We start from the raw sequence: 25076 nt of genomic DNA, 5'->3' as shown, positions 1-25076 counted from the left end.
TTTATAATTGAACTGATGCTGTTAGAACAAACACCTGTTTGTTTTAATTTCGTTGAGTCTTTCAACTTTCAACAGGATTTAAAACTTCTGCAATTTTGATCAATGTGTATGTAGTTGCAGAATAACTTAAACTCACACCCTCCGCCTTCGAAGGGCATGAATTAAATTTATGAAAAGAAACTACTTTTGAACAGTTTCAGTAGCGGTCCACTCAAATAGAGCTCCGTCATATACTTTTACATTTGGATAACCCAAAGCCGATTTTAATGCCATGTAAACCACACCAGCACGAACACTTGACTCACAGTATAGAATAACTTCTTTATCCTTAGTAACACCCGCAGCATTAAATAAAGCTTGTAACTCTTCTTTAGACTTTAGCATGCTTTTGGTATCCATAACCTTTTTAAATTCAAGGTTAATAGCATTTGGTATATGACCTTGAGGTAATTTTGATTCCTTAATTCCCTTATATTCGTCAGCTGATCGAACATCAATAATAACAGCAGCTTGAGAATTTGATGCTTTTTTCACCTGAACAATATCCGCAATAGCCGCTTTATTCACAGCAACATTAAAAGTTGTTGCTTTTCTTTTAACAGGATTCTTGGTTACAGGCTTACGAGCCATTCTCCAGGCTTTCATATGTCCATCAAGAATCTTTACATCTTTTGCACCTAAATATTTCAAAATCCAGTATATACGTCCTGAATATTTCCCAGATCCGTTATCATACAAAACAATTGTATTGGTATTACTGATGCCTTTATCACCTAAAATTTTAGCGATTTCAGCAGTTGATTTTAATGTACTTTTTGGTTCAGCTTTATAAAGATCCTTATGATTTACATGAATTGCCCCTTCAATATGAACTTTAGCGTAATCAGTAGCTTTACGTGTACTCACAAGTACTACATTATCATCATTCTTAATTTTAAGAAATTCTTTAACAGAAATTACATCCTGAGCAAATGTCATTTGAATGCCTAAAAAACAAACAAATGCTAGTAATATCATTTTTTTCATAATCTTGTCTTTTTGGGAGTATTACTATGGGAGTCAGAACGACTCCCGAAAACTAATTATTAAAAATTCACAGTTACCTGTAATATGAAAATATCGTTATCAATTTCATCAGCTCTTTCTGCACGATAAACGTAGTTTGCCTGAATCTTAGTCCAATCATTTAACCAATAATTCAACCCATAAGTAGTACAGAACTCTGTATTGTTACCCATATCTTTATCTGAATCGTAGTATTCAATTTTTAACACTGGTTGAAGATTGTTCTTGAACTTATACATACCCATGATGAAACCACCATCACGTTTAATACTGCCTTGGTGAACTTCCAATTCTTCACCACATCCACCACCAGTTGTATAAGAACCTACATCTTTACCATATAGATATTCTGCCTGAAACATAAATCCTCCGTTCTTGTACTGAAGATCAGCTCCCCATCTTGTTTTTTCATCATCAGGCATACCTGCTGTAGCCGATGCTGATTCTCCATACAAGTAACTAGCCCCTAGCTTAAAGTTTTTGTGCGGATTTAAAACAACTCGAGCTGCATAATCCTTCTCTTTATTGTCATCTTTCGCAAATAAGCCAGTACCGTTAGTTATAGCAAAACTGTACTGAAACAAAGTAGTATCAGCACCACCCATCACCATAATACCACGATCACGATCAGGAGATGCTAATTGCTCAACCACTCTAGAACGGTTAATTGTATGTAATTTACGGCAAGCTGTATTTAATTCAAGCGAGATTGGAGATTTGAATGATCCCATTGTCAATCGAGCAAAATCATAACGCGAATAAGTTACAAACGCATCCAACAAATAAGCATCCCCATCATGTCTCTGATTATCAGGACTTGCTTCCAGAACTACATAGTAACTGATATCGTAAGGAATTTTGCCCATTACACCAATTCTAGCTCTATTAAAATCAAAAGTGTTGGTATCATTGTTAGCTGCCTTTTCGCTGTATTGATATCTCGGCTGAATAAAACCAAAAACGTTAACTCCCTCACCTGACGGCTCGTCACATCCTTGTGCATTTACCAGCATAGGAATACAAAAAGCAACTGCAAATAGTAATGCATATAATTTTTTCATGATTATCTTTTTTTTAGGTTTTGGGAATTGTATTTCATAATTCATCGATACAATTCCCTATTCGGTTAGTTGTATGAATATATCTTGTTCCTGTGCTAGTTAACCAGAGGTAAATCGGTTGTTGGAGTAACAAATTGATGACTCTCTAATGATGGATAAATCATACCGTTAGAACCAAACTTTAATGATACAGCATCATAACCAAGTACATTTAAGTAAGCTGTAACCATCGAAGAAGTTTGACCGGTCCAACAATAGGTACAAATTTGAGCACTTGAATCAAGATTTGCCATCTCACCATTTTCCAAACTTAAAGGTAGAATTCTGTGTGCTCCAGCAATATGACCATATTTGGTAACATCAGCTTCTGCCCAATAGTTATTAATAAAATAGTTTGATGGAGATGTTAATACATCCGAAGCATTTACTCCTTTAAAACCGTTTGTAGTCATGTCTGTTACTCTTTCCTGAAGAATTGCGGCACCAGTAGTAGCTGAAGTTGATAAAGTTGGATAATCGAAAGTTTGGTTGCTCTCTACAGCAGAAGTAACCCAATTGGAATGTCCTTCGGCAGCTGCACCATTGGTAGCTCCTGAATTACTTTCCCATGATCCGGATAATGTTGAATTCCATCCACTCATTCCCCATTTTAATACCTTAGCATTAGTGTATCCGCTTAAACGAAGTGCAACTACTGCATGAGCAGCTGTTTGACCTGTATAGCATGCAACCAAGATTGGTTTAGTTGTACTGGCTGCATCTGATACAATATTTGCTAAAGTAGAATTAATTGCACCTTCAATATGGCCCGCATTGTATGAATCTGCAGAACGAATATCAATAATATCGTAAGTTGAAAGGAAAGTATTCAAATCTGCTTCAGCAGGAGCTCCTGTAATCCAATCAGTTAAAACATCTGGTAAATCAAGATCATTTGCAACCAAGTAATCTGATAGTGTTTCAAATGCATTGGTTTCTACAACATCAGAAGTAACCAAAGGCAAATCAACAGTAGGAGCAACAAATTGATGGCTCTCAAGTGATGGATAAATCATACCATTTGTACCAAATTTCAATGAAACCGCATTATACCCAATTACATTTAAATAAGCAGTAACCATGGATGAAGTTTGACCTGTCCAGCAGTAAGTACATATTGTTGCATCTGGATCGAGACTTTCAATTTCGTTATTTTCAAGACTCAAAGGTAAAATTCTGTGTGCTCCAGCAATATGTCCGTAATGATCAACATCAGCTTCGGCCCAGTAATTATTAATGAAATAATTAGATGGAGTAGTTAAAACATCAGAGGCATTAACTCCTTTAAAACCTCCAATGATCATAGCATTTACTCTTTCTTCAAGAATTGCAGCACCAGTTGCAGCTGTTGTGTTAAAACCAGGGTAATTGAAAACTTGGTTAGTTGCAACTGGAGAAGTAACCCAATTTGCATTTCCTTCAGCAACCGCACCATTTTCAGCACCTGAATTGCTTGCCCAAGGTCCTGATAAACTTGAGTTCCAACCGCTCATACCCCATTTTAAAACTTTCGCATCAGTGTAACCACTCAAACGAAGTGCAACTACTGCATGAGAAGCTGTTTGTCCTGTATAACAGGCAACCAAAATAGGTTTAGTCGCATTAGCCGCAGTGTTTAGAATATTATCTAATGAAGAATTAACTGCACCTTCAATATGCCCAGCGGCATATGCATCTGCCGATCGAATATCGATAATATCATAAGTACTAAGGAAAGTAGCTAAATCAGCCTGTGCCGGTGCACCCACGATCCAACCATTTAAAACATCTGGAAGATCAAGGTCATTAGCAACCATATAATCCTTTAATATTAAAAAATTTTCTGATAGATCAGGACCTGGTTCTGGGGTGTATACATCATTTTCTTCCTTACAAGAGGTCAGAAATAATGTCGGCACCAATGTAAAAATAAAGAAATACTTCATTAATTTTTTCATGACTCAATAGTTTAGGTTTGTAATAGTTTAGGTTATATTTCAGGTTAGATAGTTCAAGTTTAGCATCCACCGGAATCTTCTTCCGCTGCGGCTGCATATTCCATCCCACCTTCTTCGATATTATCTTCGCTGATTTCAGGATAAGCTTCGTGCCAGCCTTGCCAACCTCCACTTATTACCTTTACATTTTTATATCCCAATTGCTGTAAACGCAATGCAGCCAAAGGACTACGGTTACTTTTCTTACAATAAAGAATAAGTAATTCCTCTTTTTCTGGCACATAAAGTCCCTCCTCATCCCATACCTTTTCGCTTCCGATTCTGAATTCAAGAACACCGCGTGGAATGGAAACGGAACCAGGTATGAAACCTTTATCGTGTTCCTTAGGAAGACGAACATCCAATAGTACATATGGATCTTCACCATTCATTAATGCGTAAAAATCACTCACAGATATCTCAGTAACATTTTTACTGATATCAGCTACCATTTCATCAACACTTTCATAGGATTTAACAGGACCGCTAGAATTACTGCTACATCCTACTAAAGCAATAAGGCAGATAAAGAAAAAAGCCTTGATTGTTTTCATAGATTCGATATTTAAGTTTAAAAACTGCAACATTTTAGTAAGAATTATTACCTTTGCGCCCTCTTACAACGTTTGCAAACCTTCCGACAAAAAAAGTAGACTATGAATGGACTACTTTTGATCCAAGTTGAGCAAGCACAAATAAAGATTTATTTCTCTATTACAATATTACTGGTTTCCTTAATCGAATTTTAGAAAATCATACCCCAATCCCTCAATCCAGAATTGGTAATTTGAAACAAATAATTTGACTCCAGAAAGATGTTTTCTTGATCTATTACATGTTTTTTGCTGACATTTGACACGTATTTATACTCTAAATTTGTATATATTTACAGGACTAGATACAACAACCTAAATCTCCCTTACTATGCAATGCCAGTAAAAACAACATGTTGCAAAGAATGCGTTAGTAAATCTGCATGCTTCAAAGAACTATCTGAAAAAGAATTAGTTTTAATCGATCAAGGACGCTTTGAAGTCACTTTTAAGAAAGGAGAAATAATTTGTAAGCAAGGAATGCTAGCCTCACATTTGATTTATATTAAGAGTGGATTTGTGAAATTGTATATCGAAGGAGGCCATAATAAAAACATCATTTTGACCATTGAAAAAGATGGTTATATGATCGGATTACAGTCTCTTTTCGGTAATAGTGTTTTTCACTACACAGCTGTTGCCTATGAGAATACTACCGTTTGTCTTTTCGAAATGAATACCATTAGTAAAATCATTGAACAGAACCCTGGGTTCGCATCAAAATTAATTGCACGCTTAAACGAAAATACCATTCGCGGTTATGGACGCCTCTTTTGTTTGACCCAAAAACAGGCTAGCGGAAGATTAGCAGATATTCTCTTATGTTTGTCCGATCGTTTGTACAAGAGCAACAACTTTGAGATGGCTTTGTCGAGAAAAGATCTTGCTGAAATAACTGTAATGTCGGTAGAAAGTCTTTCGCGTGTTATTAAGGAATTTAAGGACGATAAAATCATTTCTTTGGAAGGCAGGCATCTTGAAATTCTTGACAGGGAAAGGCTGGAACGAATTTGTGAAACAGGATAATCTATCTTACAGATATAAAAAGGGTTCTCAATATATTGAGAACCCTTTTCTTTTAGATCAATTTCTTCTCTTTTAGTACTTTCTTTAGGTTTTTATGGCGTTTGTAAAACCTTTTCTCTAATAAGTTCATAAAATTCTTGAACCTCTTTGTTTTATTAATATCATCAAACAAAGGATCATCTTCAAGAAATAAAAGAATCCAGTAAGGATATTTATCCGCTTCAGCAAAACGATACAAATGTTCGAAAGTCTTCTCCACATCCCCTTCCTGTAAATCACACACAGCCAAACTCAAATCTTTGTATATGGATTGATGTGTGTGGGCAAACTCCTTATATCTTTTAAAAAACATTTTTGCCTCTTCGTATTTGCCTACTTTAGCATACACATGGGCAATTTTAGCATCTTCACCTGGATAAATGTCCAAATTGGCATCTTCCTTAGCTTTTACAAACTTGCTGTAATACCTGTAAGCCTCTTCATAATCTCGCTGACAGTAGCAAACTTTTCCAATTTCCTGCAAGATATCAAGACGAGTTTGGTCTTTATTCCAGGCATCAATAATCAATTGCTTTGTCTCTTTTAAATCATTATTCTTGGCGTACAATACATATGCTCTCAGGTATTCAGAATACAAATTGTTGGGATTATATTCCAAAGATTTGTTTACAAACTTTTCTGATTCATCCACAAAACCAGCCTGTATCAACGCATTGCTAATGTGCAGATAAATAAAACTTGTCGTTACAGAATCGTTGGCTGCAATATTCACTTGTATGCCTTTTAATGCATACTCAAGATACTTTTGAGTATCAGGCATGTAATTGGCATAAAAATCAGATAAGTAGTTCAATACATAAGCAGAGTTTGGATTATACTCCAAAGCTTTTTCAAAATAAGGAACGGCAGTTTGGTTTTCATCCTTTGCTACATAAGATAGTGCTTTGGCAATTAAGCTCTGGTAATCCTTTGAGTCAAACAACATGGCCTTATCAGCATCCGCAATCACCTGATCGGTATACAACTTTTCTACTTTAAAGATATCCAGATAGTAGTAAGCCATTGATCGAAAAGCATAAGCACGTGCAAACTCATGATCCAATTCTATGGCCTTATCAAGATAAGTAATTGCTTCCAGCAAATACTCTCTCTTCCCCCTTCGCATCAAATCCAATCCTTTTAAGAGTTCATCGTAGGCCTCAAGGTTATCTGTGGGCTTTTTATCTATTAATTTCTCCTCTTCAGGTGTAATGATGGCCTCTACACTTGCGGCTATTTTCTTAGCCACTTCTTTTTGCAACTCAAATATATCCCTGGCTTGTCGGTCGTACTGTTCTGCCCACAAGTGTTTATCATTACTAGCTTTTATCAACTGAATATTCAATAAAATTTGCTCTCCGATTTTCTGACCACTTCCTTCAACAAAATAGCTTACATTCAACTCTTTGGCAATCTCAGGAATGGTGAGATTTGAATTTCGATATTTCTCTACCGAAGTCCTGCTTATAACTCTTACATCTTTAATTTTCTGTAAATGATTTAGAACCGATTCCATCAATCCATTTACAATGTATACATTAGATGAATCCTTGCTGTCATTTTTAAATGGAAGGACAGCGATTGATTTATCTGCCTCTTCACTACCAAACAGAACTGGATTCAGAATAAAATAACCAGATAAAATACTTAATAACACAATAATCACAATGATTATTGGTCTTTTTCGTGCTTTTGAATCCTGAGGAAAACTTTCCACTTCAGCAAGCTCATGCTTTCCTGTTTCTCCAGGGGGATAACCATAAAATTCCCTGAAACATTTTATAAAGTAGGATGTACTGCTAAAACCAACCTGGTAGGCAACTTCGGAAACATTAGCATCACCCTTTACTAATATTTCCCGGGCATTCTCGAGTCTGATTTGTCTGATAAACTGGCTAACGGAAAGATTGCATTGCTTTTTTACTTTTCGCAGGAGATTGGATCGACTCATTCCTATTGCATCTGCCAAGTCTGAAACACCAAAACTTTCGTTGGATAGGTTTTCTTCAACAATTGATTTTAGCTTTAACAGAAATTCATTCTCTTCAAATAATTGGTTGGCCATTATATAGGGGTAAAATTGTCATCAATAATTCAAGAAAAAGATACAAATAATATCAACATTATTCACGGAAATATTCTTCTTCAATTGAATACATTCGGTGGGGAGAACTCACTTTTTGCATCATATTTTATTCAGATGCGTCATAATTTACACTGAGTCTCAAAAGCTTATATTCTTCGATTTTTAAATGATATGACCTGCATCACAAATTCCCAGACCTTTACATCAGATAAATGTTGAACTAAAAATCAGTAAAAATGAAAGCGCATAAATTATTAGCATTCGGAATGTATATCCTATTTGTATTGGCAGTTTATTCATGCGAAAGCAAAAATTCAAAAACAGGAAATAGTAAAACAAATACCACTCAAAAAGTGAAAGCCCCTAAAACTGATATTCATGCAGCCACATTCATGGGAAATGTAAAAATTGTAGAACAACACATTGCTGCAGGTACCGATTTAAACAGCAAAGAGCCAATTGGAGGATCAACACCTTTAATTACTGCATGTTTATTTGGCAAAACTGAAGTTGCAGAGGCACTTATTGATGCCGGAGCAGATTTAAACCTTAAAAATAATGATGGCTCAACTGCACTTCATGTTGCAGCATTCTTTTGTAGAACAGAAATTGTGAAGGCCCTTATTGCAAAAGGTGCTGACCAAAGCATAAAAAACAATGCAGGTGCTACCGCTTTAGAGAGTGTTTCTGCTCCATTTGTAAAAGTTAAAGGAATTTATGAATTCTTTAATAAGGAATTAGGACCTCTTGGTTTAAGATTGAACTATGACAGAATTGAAAAAACAAGACCTGAAGTAGCCGAATTATTAAGAAACCAGAGTTAGACAAAGAGTTAAATTGGAGAATTAGAGGGCGAATGCCTCTTAAAAAGATACAAATCATGACAACAACAGAAAGAAGATACGATATTGACTGGTTGAGAGTGATTACCATTGGACTGTTATTGATCTACCACATCGCCATTGTATTTCAACCATGGGCGCCATTTATTGGCTTTATCAAAAGTGATACATCCTTGGAAAGCATTTGGATTCCCATGTCGATGCTGAACGTCTGGAGAATACCTTTACTCTTTTTCGTTTCGGGTATGGGTGTTTGTTTTGCCATGCGTAAAAGATCAGCTGTACAACTGCTTCGGGAACGCAGTATTCGAATTCTGCTCCCTTTCGTATTTGGGATGTTTTGTGTTGTACCACTACACTTTCTAATATGGAAGAACTATTACAATCAAGATCTTGCTTACCAGGTAAATCCAAGTCATTTATGGTTCTTAGGCAATATATTCGCCTATGTACTGATATTATTGCCTCTGTTCCTTTATATGAAAAGGAATCATTTCCTGATAAAAAGCTGGCTAAATAAACTGTTCAAAACACCCTTTGGATTATTCATTGTGATGATACCGTTTGTATTTGAATCTGTTCTAATCAATCCGAATCCTTTTGAAATGTATGCCATGACTCTACATGGATTTATATTGGGATTCCTGGCCTTTTTCTTTGGCTTTGTTTTCATTCTGGCTGGAGAAACTCTTCGAAGAACATTGATCAAATGGAAATGGCACTTCCTAATTCTTGCTTTAGGCTTGTATACAGTCCGTTTGGTAGTTTTCCAGTTGCAATCGCCAAACTACCTGATGGCAATAGAGTCGAACATATGGGTTTTTACTGTATTCGGTTTTGCCTTCCAATACCTGAATAAAGCAAACAAATTATTGACATACTTAAGCGAGGCTGCTTATCCTGTTTATATCATTCACATGGTGATGCTGTATGGAGCATCTTACCTGATATTGCCATTACAAATGCCTGCATTTCTGAATTTTGTTATTATTAATTTAATCACATTTATAGGATGCTTTGCATTGTATGAGTTGGTTATCAAGCGAAGTATTATACTACGACCTTTGTTTGGGCTAAAAACTAATCTTAAAAACAACCCAGCATTAAAATTACAAACGTAAAAAAGGCTCAGGGTTTCCTGAGCCTTTATATCTTAAATTGAAATCCTTGTATTAAAACAAGTCTTCCAATAATGAATCTTCAACCAAGTTTGGAAGGGTAACTTTTAAGTCTGGACGACGTTCCATTTCCCGTTTGATAGCGAACATGGCCTCATCGTTTCTTGCCCAGCTTCTTCTTGCAATACCATTGTTCACATCGTAGAACAACATGTTCTTCAAGCGAGCATCAGCTTCCGGAGTTCCATCAAGCAGCATACCAAAACCACCATTGATTACTTCTCCCCAACCTACACCACCTCCATTGTGGATCGATACCCAGGTTGCTCCTCTAAAGCTATCTCCAATTACATTATGGATGGCCATATCAGCAGTAAACTTACTTCCATCGTAAATGTTCGAAGTTTCTCTAAATGGAGAATCCGTACCACTTACATCATGGTGATCTCGACCTAATACTACAGGGCCAATCTTGCCTTCTGCAATGGCATTGTTGAATGCTTCAGCAATTTTTGCTCTACCTTCCGCATCGGCATAAAGAATACGAGCCTGAGAGCCAACAACCATTTTATTTTTCTTCGCATCCTTAATCCAGGTAATGTTATCCTGCATTTGCAATTGGATTTCTTCTGGAGATGATTCCATGATTTCCTGCAATACATTCATTGCAATCTCGTCAGTCATATCCAAATCTTCTGGCTTACCCGAAGTACATACCCAACGGAAAGGACCAAATCCGTAATCGAAACACATAGGACCTAAAATATCCTGAACGTATGATTTGTATCTAAAGTCGATGCCATTTTCAGCCATGATATCAGCACCAGCTCTTGAAGCTTCCAAAAGGAATGCATTTCCGTAATCGAAGAAATAAGTTCCTTTGGCAGTGTGATTATTGATTGCAGCAGCATGACGACGCAAGGACGCTTGTACTTTTTCCTTGAATACTTCTGGTTCTTCACGAATCAATCGGTTCGATTCCTCGAAAGTAACGTCAACAGGATAGTAACCTCCAGTCCATGGAATATGAAGAGAAGTTTGGTCAGATCCTACATGAATGAAGATATCTTCCTTATCGAAACGTTCCCAAACCTCAACAACATTACCAATGTAAGCAATTGAAACTACTTCGTTATTAGCCTGAGCTTCTTTTACACGGCTAACCAAGTCGTCCATATTGTCAACCAAAACATCAACCCAACCTTGTTCGTGACGCTTTGTTGCTGCTTTTGGATTTACTTCGGCTGCAATAGTGATACATCCAGAGATGTTACCAGCTTTTGGCTGAGCACCACTCATTCCACCTAAACCTGCTGTCAAGAAAATCTTTCCTGATGGAGTCTCTCCTTTTTTCAACATTTTACGGAAAGCGTTCATTACAGTGATTGTAGTACCGTGAACGATTCCCTGTGGGCCGATGTACATGAATGAACCTGCAGTCATCTGGCCATATTGTGATACACCTAGTGCATTAAATTTTTCCCAATGATCAGGCTTCGAGTAATTCGGAATTACCATACCGTTGGTAACAATTACACGAGGAGCTCCTTTCGATGATGGAAACAATCCCATTGGATGACCTGAATACATGTGCAAAGTTTGCTCATCAGTCATGGTCGCCAAATATTTCATAGTAAGCAAGTACTGCGCCCAGTTTTGGAATACTGCTCCGTTACCACCGTAAGTAATCAATTCCTCTGGATGCTGTGCTACAGCTGGGTCCAAATTGTTTTGCATCATTAACATGATACCTGCAGCTTGCTTTGATTTTGCAGGATACTCTTCGATTGGACGAGCATACATTTTGTATTCTGGCTTGAAGCGATACATGTAAATGCGACCGAAATCCAATAGTTCCTGTGCAAATTCAGGAGCCAATTCAGCATGCCACTCTACTGGAAAATAGCGAAGTGCATTGCGAATGGCCAATTGCTTTTCTTCTACCGATAAAATGTCTTTTCTTTTAGGAGCTCTGTTGGCATCCTTTGGATATTCTCTTTTTGCAGGCAATTCTGATGGAATTCCCTGTAATATTAGTTCTTGAAATGTCATCTTTTTTCTCCTATTTTACGATGAAGGCTCTGTTTTTCACAAATTCAACCATTGCGTTGATATCATCTTTCAACACACGGTCATCTTCCAATTTGTCAACCTTAGATCTGATAATATCAAAGTTCTTTTCAATGATATCCGACAATCTGTTTGGTCTTCTGAATTCGATTGCCTGAGCAGCATACATCAACTCAATTGCAAAAATTTTCTCAAGATTACCCAAAATCTGGTTGAACTTACGTCCAGAGATACTTCCCATAGAAACATGATCTTCCTGTCCTAGTGAAGTTGGAACACTATCAGCAGATGGAGGGAAACACAATGATTTGTTTTCGGTTACCAATGCTGCTGTTGTATACTGTGGAATCATGAAACCAGAGTTCAATCCTCCGCTTGAAGTCAACAAACGAGGCAATCCATATTTTCCTTCCAATAACAAATAACATCTTCTATCAGAAATATTACCTAGTTCTGATGCTGCCAAAGCACAATAGTCAATTGCCATTGCCAATGGTTGTCCGTGGAAGTTACCTCCAGAGATTGCTTCTGTTTCACTTAATACGATTGGATTATCAGTTACCGAATTCATTTCGATTTCTGCCATTTCCTTCACGTGAGCAAATGCATTTCTCGATGCTCCGTGAACCTGAGGAATACAACGCAATGAATAAGGATCCTGAACACGCTCACAATTGCTGTGTAATGCCAAGTTTTCTGATTCATCAAGCAACATACGCATGCGTTCTGCTACTTTCATATTTCCCGGGAATGGACGAATTTCGTGCAATGCTGATTTGTAAGGAGCTGCACTTCCCATGAATCCTTCCAAGCTCATTGCTCCTGCAACATCTGCCAGGTCAAGCAAATATTCCATTCTGTGCAGACCTTTAATGGTATGCGCCAAAATAAACTGAGTACCATTAATCAATCCTAAACCTTCTTTAGCAGCAAGGGTAATAGGCTGCAATCCATGCTGAGCCAATACTTCTTTCGCAGGAACAATATCTTTTCCAACCCAGAATTCACCTTCACCCAATAGAGGTAAGAATAGGTGTGACAATGGCGCCAAGTCACCTGATGCACCTACAGATCCCTGCTCAGGAACAACTGGCAAAATATCATTTTCAATGAAGAATAAAATACGTTCAATCACTTCTAAACGAACACCTGAAAATCCTTGAGATAAAGCTTGAACCTTACAAATCATCATGATTTTAGATAACTCCTTGCCAATTGGATTACCTACACCCACGGCATGAGTAATCAGTAAGTTTTCCTGAAGCTTGCTGGTTTCTTCCGGTGAAATCTGAGTATCACAAAGTGGCCCGAATCCAGTGTTTACACCGTAAACCGCTTTGTCAGAATTCGCCATAGTCTCCACCTTGGCTCTGCACTCATTTACTTTAGCAATAGCTTCTTCAGTTAAGACAGCTTTCAGCTCTCCACGAGCAATCTGTATTGTTTTATCAACTGTTAGTCGATCTATCCCGTATTTAAACATTGTTTAAGTATTTTATATCGTTTATTTTAAACCACTCAGTTTTATTTATTGCAAATGTAAATGGTATTTTAATACCCAACAAGACTAGTTTTATCAAGATATAATAACCCTGAGTTATCAATTAACAATGAGCAATTAATAATGAGTAATAGAAAATGTGAATTGAGAGTTGAAATTTTAATTGGAAAGTATGATCAATGCCTAAAATACTTAAAGTGCCTCAAGTGCTTAGAATTTCATCATCTATCGACATTCTACCAATAAGGAAAAGGCTAAAAACTCATCTGTGTTTTCACCATTCCATTTGCCCGGTGTATTGCCCAACTATATATCCTTAAGAATTGAGCAAACATTAGAGAATAAAGCAGCGTTATTTCTCTCCTCCCCATGGGAGGAAGAAAATAATGCTGTGTTATTAGCTTGCTGCCCATGGGAGGAAGAAAATAAGGCAGTAGTATTGAAGTTTTCCTCTGGATTTGAAGAAATATCGAATATTTTGTGATTTTGAATCTGTATGATTCAAATGTTTATAGATACAATGATGTAAAAAAGAGGGTGTCCAAAAAGTTCAATATTATTGTCATTCTGATCCCGAAGCCTCGGGAGAAGAATCTGTCCCTTTGATTAACAGATGTTTCACTTCATTCAACATGACATTGTATTCGATTGAACTTACTTTTTGGACACCCTCCAATTACAAAAATACATTCTGCTATAAATATGTAATCCCTAAAGGATTATTTCCTTTGTGTTTTGAGGGTTTCACTCAAAGTGAGGCCCTCAATATCATTTTATCAATTGATACCCTCACTCAAGTGAGAGCATCAAAAGTCTGTAATTTTGAAACAAAAAAACCTGCCAGAAAACTGGCAGGTTCAACAACAACATAGTAATTCACTAATTATTAAATCTTAGCATTCACTATATCAACAATTTCTTTTTCGTAAGCCACTGCTTTGTCTACAATCGCTTGTCCTTTAGCAATGATACCTTCTGCCCAAGCCTTATCAGTAAGGTCAGCAGCATTGATTTTCACGTTCATGAATGCACCAATTACACCTGAACGAGCAGCCAATGCACCTACGCCAGCATCAGTAACCGAATTAGGGTTTCCGATTTCAGCCATTGCTTTGCAAACATCCATACAACCTAAACAAAGTTCCATGGTTTGGAAAGGAACCATAGTTGCAAACTTGGTAGCCTCTTCCATTGCTTCAGCACGAGCAGCTTTTTCTTCTTCGCTTCCTTTTGGCATACGAACCGCATCCATAATTTTGTTGAATGCATTTGTATCTTCATCAACCAACCAAGTTAGTTTGGTGTGATATTCTTTTCCTTTTTCAGCCCAATCAGAGAACTCTTCCCAACGCTCGTCCCAACCTGGCTTGTGAGCCGAAAGGTTAGCCACCATTGAACCAAGAGCAGCTCCCATAGCACCCATATAAGCAGAGATCGATCCTCCACCCGGAGCCATAGATTCTGAAGCTGTTTCTTCAACGAATGCAGTAAGGGTCATATCAACCAATTTCTTTTGACCTTTCTTCGCTTCGTTCTCCAAAATGTACTCAATGATCTTTTTATCTGGATCGAATGGATACAATTCATCTAATCCTAGAGATTTAACAGCAATCTTGATAATCTCACGATCAGAAATACCAGTAGAACGATCTTGCATGCGTAGGTAATGTTTACCAGCATCCAACATTGCTTTCAATGGCACAACACCCACCAATTCAGAACCAGTTACACGAATACCGCGAGCCTGAGCCTTAGCACATACTTCATCAAATGCTTCGTGAATAGAAGTTACAGAGATATCAGTCATGTTCATTGAAATCTGAGCCACTCCGAATTCTTCAATAAACCAACCGATTGCCTTTGTAGCTTTCAAAGTACCAGGAATCATAACTGGCTTACCGTTTTCATCATTTACAATTTTACCTGTGATAGGGTTTCCTTCACGCAAGGTACGACCACGCTCACGAACGTCGAAAGCAATTGCATTGGCACGACGAGTAGAAGTAGTGTTCAAGTTAAAGTTGTATGCGATTAGGAAATTACGAGCACCAACAGCAGTAACACCACTCTTTGCTACAGCAGGAGTAAACTCAGCTGGACCAAAATCTGGCTTCCACTCTTCTGTTCCGATTCTTTCTTTTACAGCTTCATATTCACCTTCACGACAAACCGCCAGGTTTTTACGATCTGCCTTACGAGCTGCATGCTCATAACAGTAAACTGGTACACCAGCCTCTTCACCAATACGTTGAGCCAATTTGTGCGCATACTCAACAGTTTCTTCCATTGTAATATTCGCTACAGGAACCAATGGACAAACATCAGTAGCACCAAAACGTGGGTGAGCACCAGTGTGCTTGCTCATGTCAATTAATTCAGCCGCTTTTTTTACCGCACGAAAAGCTGCTTCACAAACCTCATCAGGAGTTCCAACCATAGTTACAACAGTACGGTTAGTTGCTTTTCCCGGATCAACGTCAATTAGGCTTACGCCTTCCACAGATTCAATTTCGTTTGTAATCTGCTTAATAATATTCATGTCGTTCCCTTCAGAAAAATTAGGAACACATTCGATTAATTGCTTCATATTGATTTAGATCTAAATTTGTTGCTTAAATTTTCTCATTACTTTACCCGAGTAATCGTAATAGAATTTCTAATTGTGTAAAGTTATCACTAAGTTTGATACGTAACAATACTATTTTATTTAGGGATTCATAACTATGAGTTATCAAACTGAATTTAGACATTTCAAGTATTTTTTAGCATTGGCCGAGGACTTGCATTTTAGAAAAGCTTCGGAAAGATTGTTCATCTCTCAACCCGGTTTAAGCCGACAAATTAAGCAAATGGAGGAAGCTTTGGGAGTTAACCTGTTTGAAAGACACAACCGAAAAGTAAAGCTTACCAAAGCCGGTGAGTACATGCAAAGAGAGTTAATCAATAACTTTCAGCGCTTGGCTGATATCATTTCGCATGCCAAATTGCTGAACGATGGTGTAGATGGAAACTTAAAGTTGGGTTATGTGGGATCGGCCATGCAAAGGGTAATTCCTGATTTATTATTGAAATTTAAAGAAGAGCATAAAAATGTGTTATTCGATATCAACGAGATGGATAACAACAAACAGATAACAGCACTACTGAAACAAGAAATAGATGTTGGTTTTGTTAGAATGGAACGTGTGCCAAGAGGTCTGAATATCCTGCCTCTTTTCGAGGATACTTTTTCATTGGTTTTACCTGCTGATCACAAGGTGGATGAAAGCACATTTATAGGTTTATCACAATTTAAAGATGAACCATTTATTCTGTTTGATTCCTCTTATAGTCAATCCTATTACGAAAAGGTAATGCAGATTTTCGATGATGCCGGCTTTGCTCCCATCATCTCTCACAATACGGTAAATGCAAGTTCCATTTTCAGGTTAATCGAAAATAATTTTGGAGTCTCAATTGTTCCAACCTCATTGAAGTTGGGATTCGATATGAAAATCAAATTCATCGAATTGGATAAAATTCCACAACGTACCACCCTGAAATTGGTATGGAATTCGGTGAATACAAATCCCCTGTTGGAGAACTTCTTGAATATTGCAGAAGAAGTGAATTTCTAGAATATCTGAAACCACGAATTTTACAAATTGTAAGAATATAAAATTTAAAAATTCAAGAGGCTTCCTTTAAAACAGGAGAGGCCTCTTTCTAAAATTATTGAGCTAGAGTTTATTGATTCACGTCAATTTCAATCAAATGATCATCCATTGAGGTACTGTTTGTGTTCTTCAATCTTACTTTCCAATCTTATATTTAAGTAGTCATTTTTATTGACAAGTGTTTGACTAATCAATTCAGCCTCTTTACGATATTTCTCAATTTTATCATTGTCCCAATAATGTGGAGGCTCCTGAAGGTTCGTGATTCTGTCGGCCAATTTCACCATTCCTACCTCTTTTTCCAATTGATTAATGCGCGACAAACTATCCAACATTTGCTCTTTTTTAGAAGGTAGATCTACATTTTTAGTTAAAGCCAAAACTCCTTGGGCAACCCTCTCTCCAAATCTTTCCTTTAGTTCTGCAAACTCGGTATCCGTATCTTCAATGGTATCATGTAATATGGCAAGTTGAATGGCAAAATCTACATCAAAATTCTTTTCAGCTGCAAAAGCCATCAATATCTCCATTGCTACATTGGAAAGGTGCAATAAATAATTTGAGTTGGTTCCTGGCACTTTCTGATTTTTATGCTTTTCACCAGCAAACTTCAATGCTCTCTGATAAATTTCTTGTGTCATTGACTTTATTTTTCCCTTGTATATTCCATGGCATAATCTCCATTTTGTAGAACCAACTTTTCTTCCGTCAATGTTTTAATCTCATAGCTTTCTTCATCAATGGATGAACTGCCATTCCCGATGCTTTTAACAGTTAAAACTAATTTGCCCCCCTCTAATCTCCACTTCTGATACAAAAGTGTTGCCATATTATCTGAACGTGCCGTTCCATCTTCAAGCAAAGAAAAATGAAGTTGAGATGCAGATGTATCCAACCAAGAGCCTATTAATAATTGTTTATTGATAGGTGCAGCAGAAGTCGCTACTCCTTCTTTTTTGATGTTCTTCTCCCCTGTATTTTTACTTTCTTTACAGGCTCCAAGAGAAATTAATCCTATCAATAGTAAGCCTAATATTGTTCTCTTCATTGTTTTATATTTTTTTGATTCTTGTTCGTTAATGATCTTTAAAACACAGCAAAATCAATATACATATTTTATGCCAAATCATTCTTTACCCAAAAACTTTTCCTTTTTACTGTGCACTGATTTAATATCCCAAATCTTCATTGATCAGTACAATTTTAATTCTATTTTTTGGGTAGGACTTTTCCGTAATAGTCCACGAATTACAAATCCTATGAGGACTACTACAATCCACACATTTACACGTTTTTTGACATGGTATATTTAAGTTTTTATGGCTTTTTGCATTCTTTATTGCAGCAACCTCTTTCACCCGCTTCATAGCTGATTCCAGATCTTTTACAATCTTATTTTTCCCAACAAACAAAACCACATACCTCGGTCCAAAAGTGAGTGCTGCAATTCGATTACCAATCATATCCAGATTCACCAAACATCCAGTTTCTGTTATGGCATTACTTCCAGTTAAAAAGAGATCTGCCGTTAAGGCCCTTTTCCTTTGTAAAATTTGTTCGCGCCAACTATTCTCAGGATTAAAAGTATCTATAAACTGATATGAAGTACAAGTTTTGATATAATCAATCACTCCGGTTTCATGCATTGTTTTAGAATCACCATAGGAAACACTTTGTACATTTAATGTTGGCAATATTTCCTCAATAAATGTATGATATGCAGATTCGGAACTATCTGAAATGTATACTTCAAAATTATTTCGTTCCAATTGTTCCTTCGCCTTTACTAATAAATCCATAGTAAATTGTGTTTTTGGGTTTGCTTATAGCTTATTCATACGAACCAAGCATGATTATTTTCAAACCAGTTGATTGGAAATTACAGCCATTTAAATTAAAACGATCAAGCCTATTTGTTTAGATACAGTTAATTACCTGCTCGAATCGGATTTTATTAAAACCACTGTCTTTTTCGAAATAAAACTACGCCAAAAAATGATAAAATTAACGAACCAAAAATGATTGATGGCATAGCCCATGCTGAATTCTCCATAAAGTTAGGAACATTCATTCCAAAAATACTTGCTGCCAAAGTAGGAATCATTAAAACAATTGAGATTAGTGTCAACTGTTTCATTACAATATTCAGGTTATTGGAAATTACAGAAGCAAAAGCGTCCATCATTCCGCTTTGAATATCTGAATAAATCTGCGCCATCTCAAGGGCTTGTTTATTTTCAATAAAGGCATCTTCCAATAATTCTTCGTTGATTAAATTCGTTATCTTTTTTGAATTACGAAGTTTTGCCAGAACAATTTCATTAGCTTTTATTGAGGTAATAAAATAAACCAAACACTTTTCCATCTTCAACAACTTGTTCAACTCCTTATTCTTAATTGATTTTTCAATGTCTTGTTCAATCAATGAAGTCATTTGGTTGATTTGCTTCAAGTATTTCAGGTACAAATTTCCTGATCGAAGAAACAGTCGAAGTATAAAATTAAAACTATCAGAAATTTCTTTGTATTGATCTCGAAACGGAGAAGGTTGTCCGATGGGCAATATTTCATTGTCTTGCACACACAAGGTCAATGTAAAATTTTCTGCAATAAAAATACCTAGCGGGATGGTATAAAATGGAACTCCATTGTTTTTTACTTCTACAGGTATTCTTAGAATTATCAAAGTCCACTTGTCATCAAACTCTATACGAGGTCGTTCATCCTGATCTAATATATCATTTATCAAATCATTGGGCAAATGGAACTCATCATCTAAACGTTTAAGTTCATCTGCGCTTGGATTTGTAACATTAATCCAGCAATCATGTTGTGGGCTGTTAATTTCAACATACCCGCCAAAAGTTTTGAAGATTTTAATCATGATGATGTCTCCTTACAACAATTTTATTCTGTAAGGAAACACAAAGCCCTACAGAATGTTAATACTTTAATTTACTATGATAAGGGCCTTCGTCCATTGTCATTGAATTTTTTTAAATTTTCAATTGCAAAAGTAATATCATTTTTGAATCAAGCTTTATTTAATTCAGATTTTTCAGCTTTGCAGCTAATTTATAAATGAACACAATTGCATTTATTCTTCTTATGTCATTCATTGTATGAAACATACCTCTCTCCTTAATTGTATACTTTTATTTTATAAAACCAAGTAATAGATATCAACTCATTCCAACTCTCTCTATTGAGTTCGAAGTTATCCATCTGAATTTTCTATTATTTGTAAGGGGCGTGCTAAACTTTTGTTCCCTTTTGATTTAATCTAAGGCAGGTTATCATTTAAACTTTGAGTTCTTCCAAGCATTCAGCATTTCACTCTTCTCTTTGTCGTTGATATAATTCAGGTTAACTCCAAAGTCGCAACCATTTATATGTCTTCCGTACATATCCTGATAAAGGATTATCTTTCCATCTGGTCCATACAGTGTGACATGAATAACCTGAAACTCCAGATTATCAATAATTTCCTTTGAAGATGAAGTGTCTACTTTAATTCCTCGACTTGAATAGGTTTCATATAATAACTCCTGTACTGCTTTGTTATTTTCTTCCCACTCGCCTTCATATTCAAGTTTGAATGGGTCTGAAGTTGATTGAAAAATGTGGAACCTATCTTTTTGTAAATTTAAAAGTTGTTTTAATCCACTTGCATCATACTCAATCCCTGCTGTTTCACTTAATGCTTCAATTCCTTTTTTACTTCTTCTCTCCAATTCACTTCTGTGAGTTATTTTCCAACCTTTAGGTATTTCCATAGTCCAACCTATTTCCTTACTATAATAGGTGTTTTCATTAATTTTCCCTTCGTCAATTTGTTTGTTTGGGTCTATTTTACAAGACACCATCACGAATAATACTAAAGCTACTTTTAAATAGAGTTTCATAGGTTTTCTTTAATGTGTTAGAATATTTTACAAGGTATTACATGGTACCGTCAATTCCTCAAGTTTATTATTTCAGAGTTCTGTCTTAGAAATTCTCAATTCAGTATCATACTCCTTTCAAATAATACTCCGCTAAATGTATAACAATCATTTTCAATCGAAACATTTTACAGTAATAAATTTTAAGAGAATTATTTATTTTTTTTCCTGTACTGGTATTAAGGCTATTCAAAAAAAATGTTCCAAAAAGAATTCTTCCTGGAACATTTTTCTATATCATCAATAAATTGGTCATGCAGCAACATAGGATTGTTTTTGCAAAGCACGAGCAGCAAGTTAGCATTAGCTGAGGTTTAAATATTGTCAGTAACAGGACATAAATTAACTTCTTCATCATTCAATTACATGAAAAACAACTAATTGGGATATATTTAGTGCAGTATTCCAAAGCTCTTTACTGTCCATCTGCCGCTTAGTTTATAAATGTACTGACTTTTAAATTGGCATCTCACCGTATTAAGAATAACCATTGTTGTATATCATGTTTTTTATTATCACTTCGCTTTTGATCTGTTAATCAGATTGTCCAGTTCCCAATGTTTTTCTTTCATTATACTCAAGGCAAAGGCACCAGCAGAAGCAATGAATACAGAATAATCGAATGCTCCTTTTATTCCGGTTGAAAAAGTCATTGATAAGGCAAAAATCAGCAGTAAAATTCCACTTAACCTGGCAAAAAGTTCTGTCTTGAATCCAACGATAAGGAACACAGCAAAAAGAATTTCCGCAATAGTTGCTAAAATACCGATTGTTGTAAGCATAGAATCTGGAAACCAAGGATTAATTAATTTTGTGTATTGCAAAAAATTGTCCCAATTTCCCCAAGTGGAAATTTCTTTGCTCCATAAACCAAATCTGTCTCCTACTGCTGATAGAAATCCGAATGAAATTGCGAGTCGCAAATAGAGTTTGATTACTTTATTATTCATATTTAATAGTGTTTTTATTCTTTGTGGTACATGTGTGTCGAATCAGTAATTATCTTGATATCGAGTACGGATTTATTTAATTTTCGTCTGTTGGTAAACCCCAAACTGCTATTACAGATTGTAAGAGTGTACGACATGTATTAACTCTTTGGCAAGTTCTGTGCTGAAAGTAGCCTCACGGGCCAATACACTTAAAAATAATCTGGTTGTAAAGCCTTTTAGGATTTACAACCAGAAATAGAAGTGCTATTAAAAAGTTACTTTACTTCTCTCCACGACGGATTCCATTCAAAAGCTTTTATAGCCTTTTCACACGACAAGGATTCGTCTGCTTCTGCTACATTATAGATTCCGGGAGCACCACCTTTTACAAGCACTGCTGCTGCTCTTGCTGCTGCCTCAACATGAACCGAAGCAGGTGCAATAGGTGCATCAAATCCTGTTTTAGGACCGTATAGAAGTCCGTATCGCAATACAATACCTTCTACTCCGGATTCTATAACCTGTTTTTCTAAAATCCGAACACCTTCAGCGGTTTCGCCATAAACCGGATGCGATAATGGCAGTAATGCATCTTCTTCTACATGGGGCACTGGTCCATCATCATAAACAAATGAAATACTTTGCGCAATAATTCGTTTACACCCTGCATTTACCGCTGCCTCAACAAGATTTTTTGTACCCTCGCTTCTTAATCGAGCATTACTAACCAAAGCTTCCGACATTTTATCAGCATCTAAAGCATAAGGCAAATCGGTGAGTTGATGAATTACTATTTCAGGTTTTATTTCAGCCAAAATATCTTTTAATTTTTGGGCTTCGTAAACATCAACAACAACAGGCTCAACGCCCAGTTCTTTTAAGATTGGAGTCTTTTCCAGGGAACGGGTTGTCCCATAAACTTTGTGTCCTTCAGCAACTAATATGCGTGAAAGTACTTGACCAATTGCCCCTGTTGCTCCTGCTAAAAAAATCATTTTATTCATAATTAAACTTTATCTGTTAATTTTCTTTACCAATTCTTATTTTGCCTGCCAATAACAGCGTTTTGGAGAAACAATGGCCTCTTCCTTTTTAAGTTGTGCCATGGCTTTATCTACTACCTTTCTGTCTAATCCTGTCAATTCAACAATTTTCCCTGCATTTAAAGGAGTTCCATCTTTTCTCATTGCCTCTAATACTTGTTCTTTTGCTTCCATTATTTTTGTTTTTTATTAATAATTCGATGCTACAAAGTTATGGTAGACCAATGTCTCAAAAATTAAGCTGGTTTAAGAAATCAAATAACAATGTATGGTTCATGGTTTATGTTTCTTCATCCTGAATTATCCCCAAATATGATTGTATCATACTAAGGGGTACTCTCTTTACTAAAGAAATCTGAAAGCCATCATTCCCTCAATCGCAAATTGGGGCGTAATATCTTGTGATTTATTGAGTGTAGAGTGCATTCGTAAACATCCTTTTCAACAAAAAGTAGAGATTGGCATATTTCTCCCCTCTTTGAGATAAAAACATTCTTCTTATAAGATTCCTTACGAGTAAACTTTTCCAGAACTATAAATTCTGCATTATTTAAGGAGATCTATCGCTTAATATGTTCCTCTATTCTCATCGCCCACCCTTTATTTGTATTGATAACTAATTGTTTTAATAAATCATCAATACAAAAGTATAGTCTGAGTAAACGAAAAAAATTAAGCTGGATTAAGAAAATCGATTATTTATTTTTCTTTCTTAATTCACTAACATATTCCGGGCTTAACCCAAGGTAGGATGCAATCATATACTGTGGAACACGTTGTACAAAATCAGGAAATGAGTTCGTAAAGTGGTAATAAAATTCTTCTTTTGACATCTCATACAAATATTTTGTGCGTAGTTGAGAGGCTGCCAAATTCTTTTGCATGATTATTCTGAAGTATCTTTCAAGTTGAGGAATTTCGACAAGTAAGCTTTCAAAAGATTGATAATCTATTGAAACGACAATTGAAGCCTCAATTGTTTGGATGAAATAGTCTGACTCCTTCTTATCCATAAAACTGAAAAAATCGGCTAACCACCATCCATCAATGGCAAACTGGGTTATTTGCTCTGTTGATTTAGAATTAATGTAAAACATCCTCAGGCAACCCTGCTCTACAAAATATAATGACTTGCAGATTTGTCCATTCCTAAGTAATTCTTCCTTCTTCTTGAACGCATTTCGTTTAATGTATTTATTAATGATTTCGATATCGTCATCACTAATTGTCACAAATTTTCTAAAATGGTCGACTATCGAAATAGGCATATTGGTTTAGTTTGAAGTTTAAAAAACTCGTTAAGCTTTTGCCTAACATCATAAAGCCAATGCTCTCTTTTTCCTTATTGGTTTTATAAAGTATAAATATTCGCATAAAACGATTCATAAATACAAAATAAGTTATTTATTTAAAGTTGACGAAGTTGTATGGATAAAAAAAGCTCTTTGGCAAACCTTGGTTTGAGGGGCGACTCGAAGGGTGTGTAATTTACTGGTTTGGGTGGCGGGAGTTCATTTATCTTTGCGCAGGGGAGCAGACAAAATAAATTCCCCTCAAACGCACCGCCCTAGCAAAGAATCTTCAAACCAGTCAATACGCTTATTGTAATTATAAGCATTTTCTTATATCGTATTAATGAGTCTTGTCGGTTCTACACATATTGCGCAATGGTCTTGCTACAATTTGAGGACTCCCGATAGCTATAGGGACTACTACCACCGTCTTACCCACCGACCAACAGGAGATTACGATACGGAGTGAGCAACCCGCTTGCATTTATTTTTTTTGCATTATCTAGTTGCGGGGCCTATATAGCCCTTTCATTTTAACTTTTGTTGTTCCTTATTTTTATTTGCTTTGAAATATATGCTTAAAATTAAATTTCTCATTACCTGTTTCAGAGAATCCCGTATAGTTTGCTGTAATTGTCGAATCGTTTATCAACTTAAAATTAATCCAACTGTCATAAGATTCGAATTCAAATTCCAGAATGTATGTTGAATCTTTTTTTGAGAAAACTTGATGATGATATAATTCGCTGCAAACTGGAACTGAAGCATAGAATAATTTCTTAGATGTTATTTT

General features: G+C 36.1%; 22 protein-coding genes. 4 read left to right on the top strand and 18 right to left on the bottom strand.

What is annotated here, in order from left to right; genetic code table 11:
* Positions 1-180 precede the first annotated feature (180 nt).
* The 4 genes from JCM15579_RS17415 to JCM15579_RS17400 all read right to left on the bottom strand — a co-directional run bounded on the left by JCM15579_RS17415 (position 181) and on the right by JCM15579_RS17400 (position 4695).
* Positions 181-1026 carry a sulfurtransferase gene (locus JCM15579_RS17415; RefSeq protein ID WP_054722160.1) on the bottom strand — a complete coding sequence of 282 codons (846 nt, stop codon included), beginning with the start codon at positions 1024-1026 and terminating at the stop codon, positions 181-183.
* 59 nt (positions 1027-1085) lie between these two features.
* Positions 1086-2126 carry a porin gene (locus JCM15579_RS17410; RefSeq protein ID WP_054722158.1) on the bottom strand — a complete coding sequence of 347 codons (1041 nt, stop codon included), beginning with the start codon at positions 2124-2126 and terminating at the stop codon, positions 1086-1088.
* A gap of 95 nt (positions 2127-2221) precedes the next feature.
* A complete protein-coding gene (locus tag JCM15579_RS17405) occupies positions 2222-4102 on the bottom strand; it encodes a rhodanese-like domain-containing protein (protein WP_054722156.1) in 1881 nt (626 codons plus the stop codon).
* Positions 4103-4161: 59 nt separating this feature from the next.
* Positions 4162-4695 (bottom strand): rhodanese-like domain-containing protein, encoded by a 534-nt coding sequence (locus tag JCM15579_RS17400; RefSeq protein WP_054722154.1) that lies wholly within the window; start codon positions 4693-4695, stop codon positions 4162-4164.
* A 375-nt stretch (positions 4696-5070) separates the two neighbouring features.
* On the opposite strand from JCM15579_RS17400, the gene JCM15579_RS17395 reads away from it, so the two are divergent.
* Entirely contained in the window at positions 5071-5760 is a 690-nt protein-coding gene (locus JCM15579_RS17395) for a Crp/Fnr family transcriptional regulator (RefSeq protein WP_054722152.1), read from the top strand.
* A gap of 52 nt (positions 5761-5812) precedes the next feature.
* Here JCM15579_RS17395 and JCM15579_RS17390 read toward each other — a convergent pair whose 3' ends face one another.
* On the bottom strand, positions 5813-7864 hold the full coding sequence (locus JCM15579_RS17390) for a helix-turn-helix domain-containing protein (protein ID WP_054722150.1): 2052 nt from the start codon (positions 7862-7864) through the stop codon (positions 5813-5815).
* A 257-nt stretch (positions 7865-8121) separates the two neighbouring features.
* Between JCM15579_RS17390 and JCM15579_RS17385 the strand changes: the two genes are divergently transcribed.
* On the top strand, positions 8122-8709 hold the full coding sequence (locus JCM15579_RS17385; RefSeq protein ID WP_218186220.1) for an ankyrin repeat domain-containing protein: 588 nt from the start codon (positions 8122-8124) through the stop codon (positions 8707-8709).
* Positions 8710-8765: 56 nt separating this feature from the next.
* The gene (locus tag JCM15579_RS17380) at positions 8766-9848 is read left to right on the top strand and encodes an acyltransferase family protein (RefSeq protein WP_054722148.1); all 1083 of its coding nucleotides are present in this window, start codon (positions 8766-8768) and stop codon (positions 9846-9848) included.
* 51 nt (positions 9849-9899) lie between these two features.
* Here JCM15579_RS17380 and hutU read toward each other — a convergent pair whose 3' ends face one another.
* The 3 genes from hutU to ftcD form a co-directional block, all read right to left on the bottom strand.
* Complete coding sequence (gene hutU / locus JCM15579_RS17375) at positions 9900-11897, bottom strand: urocanate hydratase (protein WP_054722146.1); 1998 nt, start codon at positions 11895-11897, stop codon at positions 9900-9902.
* 10 nt (positions 11898-11907) lie between these two features.
* Positions 11908-13398, bottom strand: a complete 1491-nt coding sequence (hutH, locus tag JCM15579_RS17370) for a histidine ammonia-lyase (RefSeq protein ID WP_054722144.1) — start codon at positions 13396-13398, stop codon at positions 11908-11910.
* 904 nt (positions 13399-14302) lie between these two features.
* Entirely contained in the window at positions 14303-16003 is a 1701-nt protein-coding gene (gene ftcD, locus JCM15579_RS17355; RefSeq protein WP_054722138.1) for a glutamate formimidoyltransferase, read from the bottom strand.
* Between the two features lie 136 nt (positions 16004-16139).
* Here ftcD and JCM15579_RS17350 point away from each other — a divergent pair, with 136 nt between their 5' ends.
* Positions 16140-17033 (top strand): LysR family transcriptional regulator, encoded by an 894-nt coding sequence (locus JCM15579_RS17350; RefSeq protein WP_054722136.1) that lies wholly within the window; start codon positions 16140-16142, stop codon positions 17031-17033.
* A 140-nt stretch (positions 17034-17173) separates the two neighbouring features.
* Here JCM15579_RS17350 and JCM15579_RS17345 read toward each other — a convergent pair whose 3' ends face one another.
* The 10 genes from JCM15579_RS17345 to JCM15579_RS20960 form a co-directional block, all read right to left on the bottom strand.
* Entirely contained in the window at positions 17174-17713 is a 540-nt protein-coding gene (locus tag JCM15579_RS17345) for an HD domain-containing protein (protein WP_054722134.1), read from the bottom strand.
* A 5-nt stretch (positions 17714-17718) separates the two neighbouring features.
* Positions 17719-18120, bottom strand: coding sequence for a lipocalin-like domain-containing protein (locus tag JCM15579_RS17340; RefSeq protein ID WP_054722132.1), 402 nt, complete (start codon positions 18118-18120; stop codon positions 17719-17721).
* 121 nt (positions 18121-18241) lie between these two features.
* Positions 18242-18871, bottom strand: coding sequence for a lactate utilization protein (locus tag JCM15579_RS17335; protein ID WP_054722130.1), 630 nt, complete (start codon positions 18869-18871; stop codon positions 18242-18244).
* 155 nt (positions 18872-19026) lie between these two features.
* Complete coding sequence (locus tag JCM15579_RS17330) at positions 19027-19956, bottom strand: magnesium transporter CorA family protein (protein WP_054722128.1); 930 nt, start codon at positions 19954-19956, stop codon at positions 19027-19029.
* A gap of 412 nt (positions 19957-20368) precedes the next feature.
* Entirely contained in the window at positions 20369-20977 is a 609-nt protein-coding gene (locus JCM15579_RS17325; RefSeq protein ID WP_157471539.1) for a hypothetical protein, read from the bottom strand.
* 554 nt (positions 20978-21531) lie between these two features.
* A complete protein-coding gene (locus JCM15579_RS17320) occupies positions 21532-21966 on the bottom strand; it encodes a hypothetical protein (protein ID WP_054722124.1) in 435 nt (144 codons plus the stop codon).
* Positions 21967-22223: 257 nt separating this feature from the next.
* On the bottom strand, positions 22224-22943 hold the full coding sequence (locus JCM15579_RS17315; protein WP_218186219.1) for an NAD-dependent epimerase/dehydratase family protein: 720 nt from the start codon (positions 22941-22943) through the stop codon (positions 22224-22226).
* 45 nt (positions 22944-22988) lie between these two features.
* Positions 22989-23165, bottom strand: a complete 177-nt coding sequence (locus JCM15579_RS17310) for a hypothetical protein (protein ID WP_054722120.1) — start codon at positions 23163-23165, stop codon at positions 22989-22991.
* A 521-nt stretch (positions 23166-23686) separates the two neighbouring features.
* Positions 23687-24259 (bottom strand): Crp/Fnr family transcriptional regulator, encoded by a 573-nt coding sequence (locus JCM15579_RS17305; protein WP_054722117.1) that lies wholly within the window; start codon positions 24257-24259, stop codon positions 23687-23689.
* 580 nt (positions 24260-24839) lie between these two features.
* The coding region (locus JCM15579_RS20960; RefSeq protein WP_218186218.1) for a hypothetical protein at positions 24840-25076 on the bottom strand (237 nt) is incomplete at its 5' end.

Origin of the sequence: Marinifilum fragile JCM 15579 (genome assembly GCF_001310955.1) — a bacterium.
GTDB classification, from domain to species: domain Bacteria; phylum Bacteroidota; class Bacteroidia; order Bacteroidales; family Marinifilaceae; genus Marinifilum; species Marinifilum fragile.
Note: the sequence above shows the minus strand (reverse complement) of the source record. Positions and strands in the feature narration are given on the sequence as shown.

Bases quoted from the DNA above. Each gene is read 5' to 3' on its own strand.
- JCM15579_RS17415 (WP_054722160.1), bottom strand. From the start codon at position 1,026: ATGAAAAAAATGATATTACTAGCATTTGTTTGTTTTTTAGGCATTCAA.
- JCM15579_RS17410 (WP_054722158.1), bottom strand. From the start codon at position 2,126: ATGAAAAAATTATATGCATTACTATTTGCAGTTGCTTTTTGTATTCCT.
- JCM15579_RS17405 (WP_054722156.1), bottom strand. From the start codon at position 4,102: ATGAAAAAATTAATGAAGTATTTCTTTATTTTTACATTGGTGCCGACA.
- JCM15579_RS17400 (WP_054722154.1), bottom strand. From the start codon at position 4,695: ATGAAAACAATCAAGGCTTTTTTCTTTATCTGCCTTATTGCTTTAGTA.
- JCM15579_RS17395 (WP_054722152.1), top strand. From the start codon at position 5,071: ATGCCAGTAAAAACAACATGTTGCAAAGAATGCGTTAGTAAATCTGCA.
- JCM15579_RS17390 (WP_054722150.1), bottom strand. From the start codon at position 7,864: ATGGCCAACCAATTATTTGAAGAGAATGAATTTCTGTTAAAGCTAAAA.
- JCM15579_RS17385 (WP_218186220.1), top strand. From the start codon at position 8,122: ATGAAAGCGCATAAATTATTAGCATTCGGAATGTATATCCTATTTGTA.
- JCM15579_RS17380 (WP_054722148.1), top strand. From the start codon at position 8,766: ATGACAACAACAGAAAGAAGATACGATATTGACTGGTTGAGAGTGATT.
- hutU (WP_054722146.1), bottom strand. From the start codon at position 11,897: ATGACATTTCAAGAACTAATATTACAGGGAATTCCATCAGAATTGCCT.
- hutH (WP_054722144.1), bottom strand. From the start codon at position 13,398: ATGTTTAAATACGGGATAGATCGACTAACAGTTGATAAAACAATACAG.
- ftcD (WP_054722138.1), bottom strand. From the start codon at position 16,003: ATGAAGCAATTAATCGAATGTGTTCCTAATTTTTCTGAAGGGAACGAC.
- JCM15579_RS17350 (WP_054722136.1), top strand. From the start codon at position 16,140: ATGAGTTATCAAACTGAATTTAGACATTTCAAGTATTTTTTAGCATTG.
- JCM15579_RS17345 (WP_054722134.1), bottom strand. From the start codon at position 17,713: ATGACACAAGAAATTTATCAGAGAGCATTGAAGTTTGCTGGTGAAAAG.
- JCM15579_RS17340 (WP_054722132.1), bottom strand. From the start codon at position 18,120: ATGAAGAGAACAATATTAGGCTTACTATTGATAGGATTAATTTCTCTT.
- JCM15579_RS17335 (WP_054722130.1), bottom strand. From the start codon at position 18,871: ATGGATTTATTAGTAAAGGCGAAGGAACAATTGGAACGAAATAATTTT.
- JCM15579_RS17330 (WP_054722128.1), bottom strand. From the start codon at position 19,956: ATGATTAAAATCTTCAAAACTTTTGGCGGGTATGTTGAAATTAACAGC.
- JCM15579_RS17325 (WP_157471539.1), bottom strand. From the start codon at position 20,977: ATGAAACTCTATTTAAAAGTAGCTTTAGTATTATTCGTGATGGTGTCT.
- JCM15579_RS17320 (WP_054722124.1), bottom strand. From the start codon at position 21,966: ATGAATAATAAAGTAATCAAACTCTATTTGCGACTCGCAATTTCATTC.
- JCM15579_RS17315 (WP_218186219.1), bottom strand. From the start codon at position 22,943: ATGATTTTTTTAGCAGGAGCAACAGGGGCAATTGGTCAAGTACTTTCA.
- JCM15579_RS17310 (WP_054722120.1), bottom strand. From the start codon at position 23,165: ATGGAAGCAAAAGAACAAGTATTAGAGGCAATGAGAAAAGATGGAACT.
- JCM15579_RS17305 (WP_054722117.1), bottom strand. From the start codon at position 24,259: ATGCCTATTTCGATAGTCGACCATTTTAGAAAATTTGTGACAATTAGT.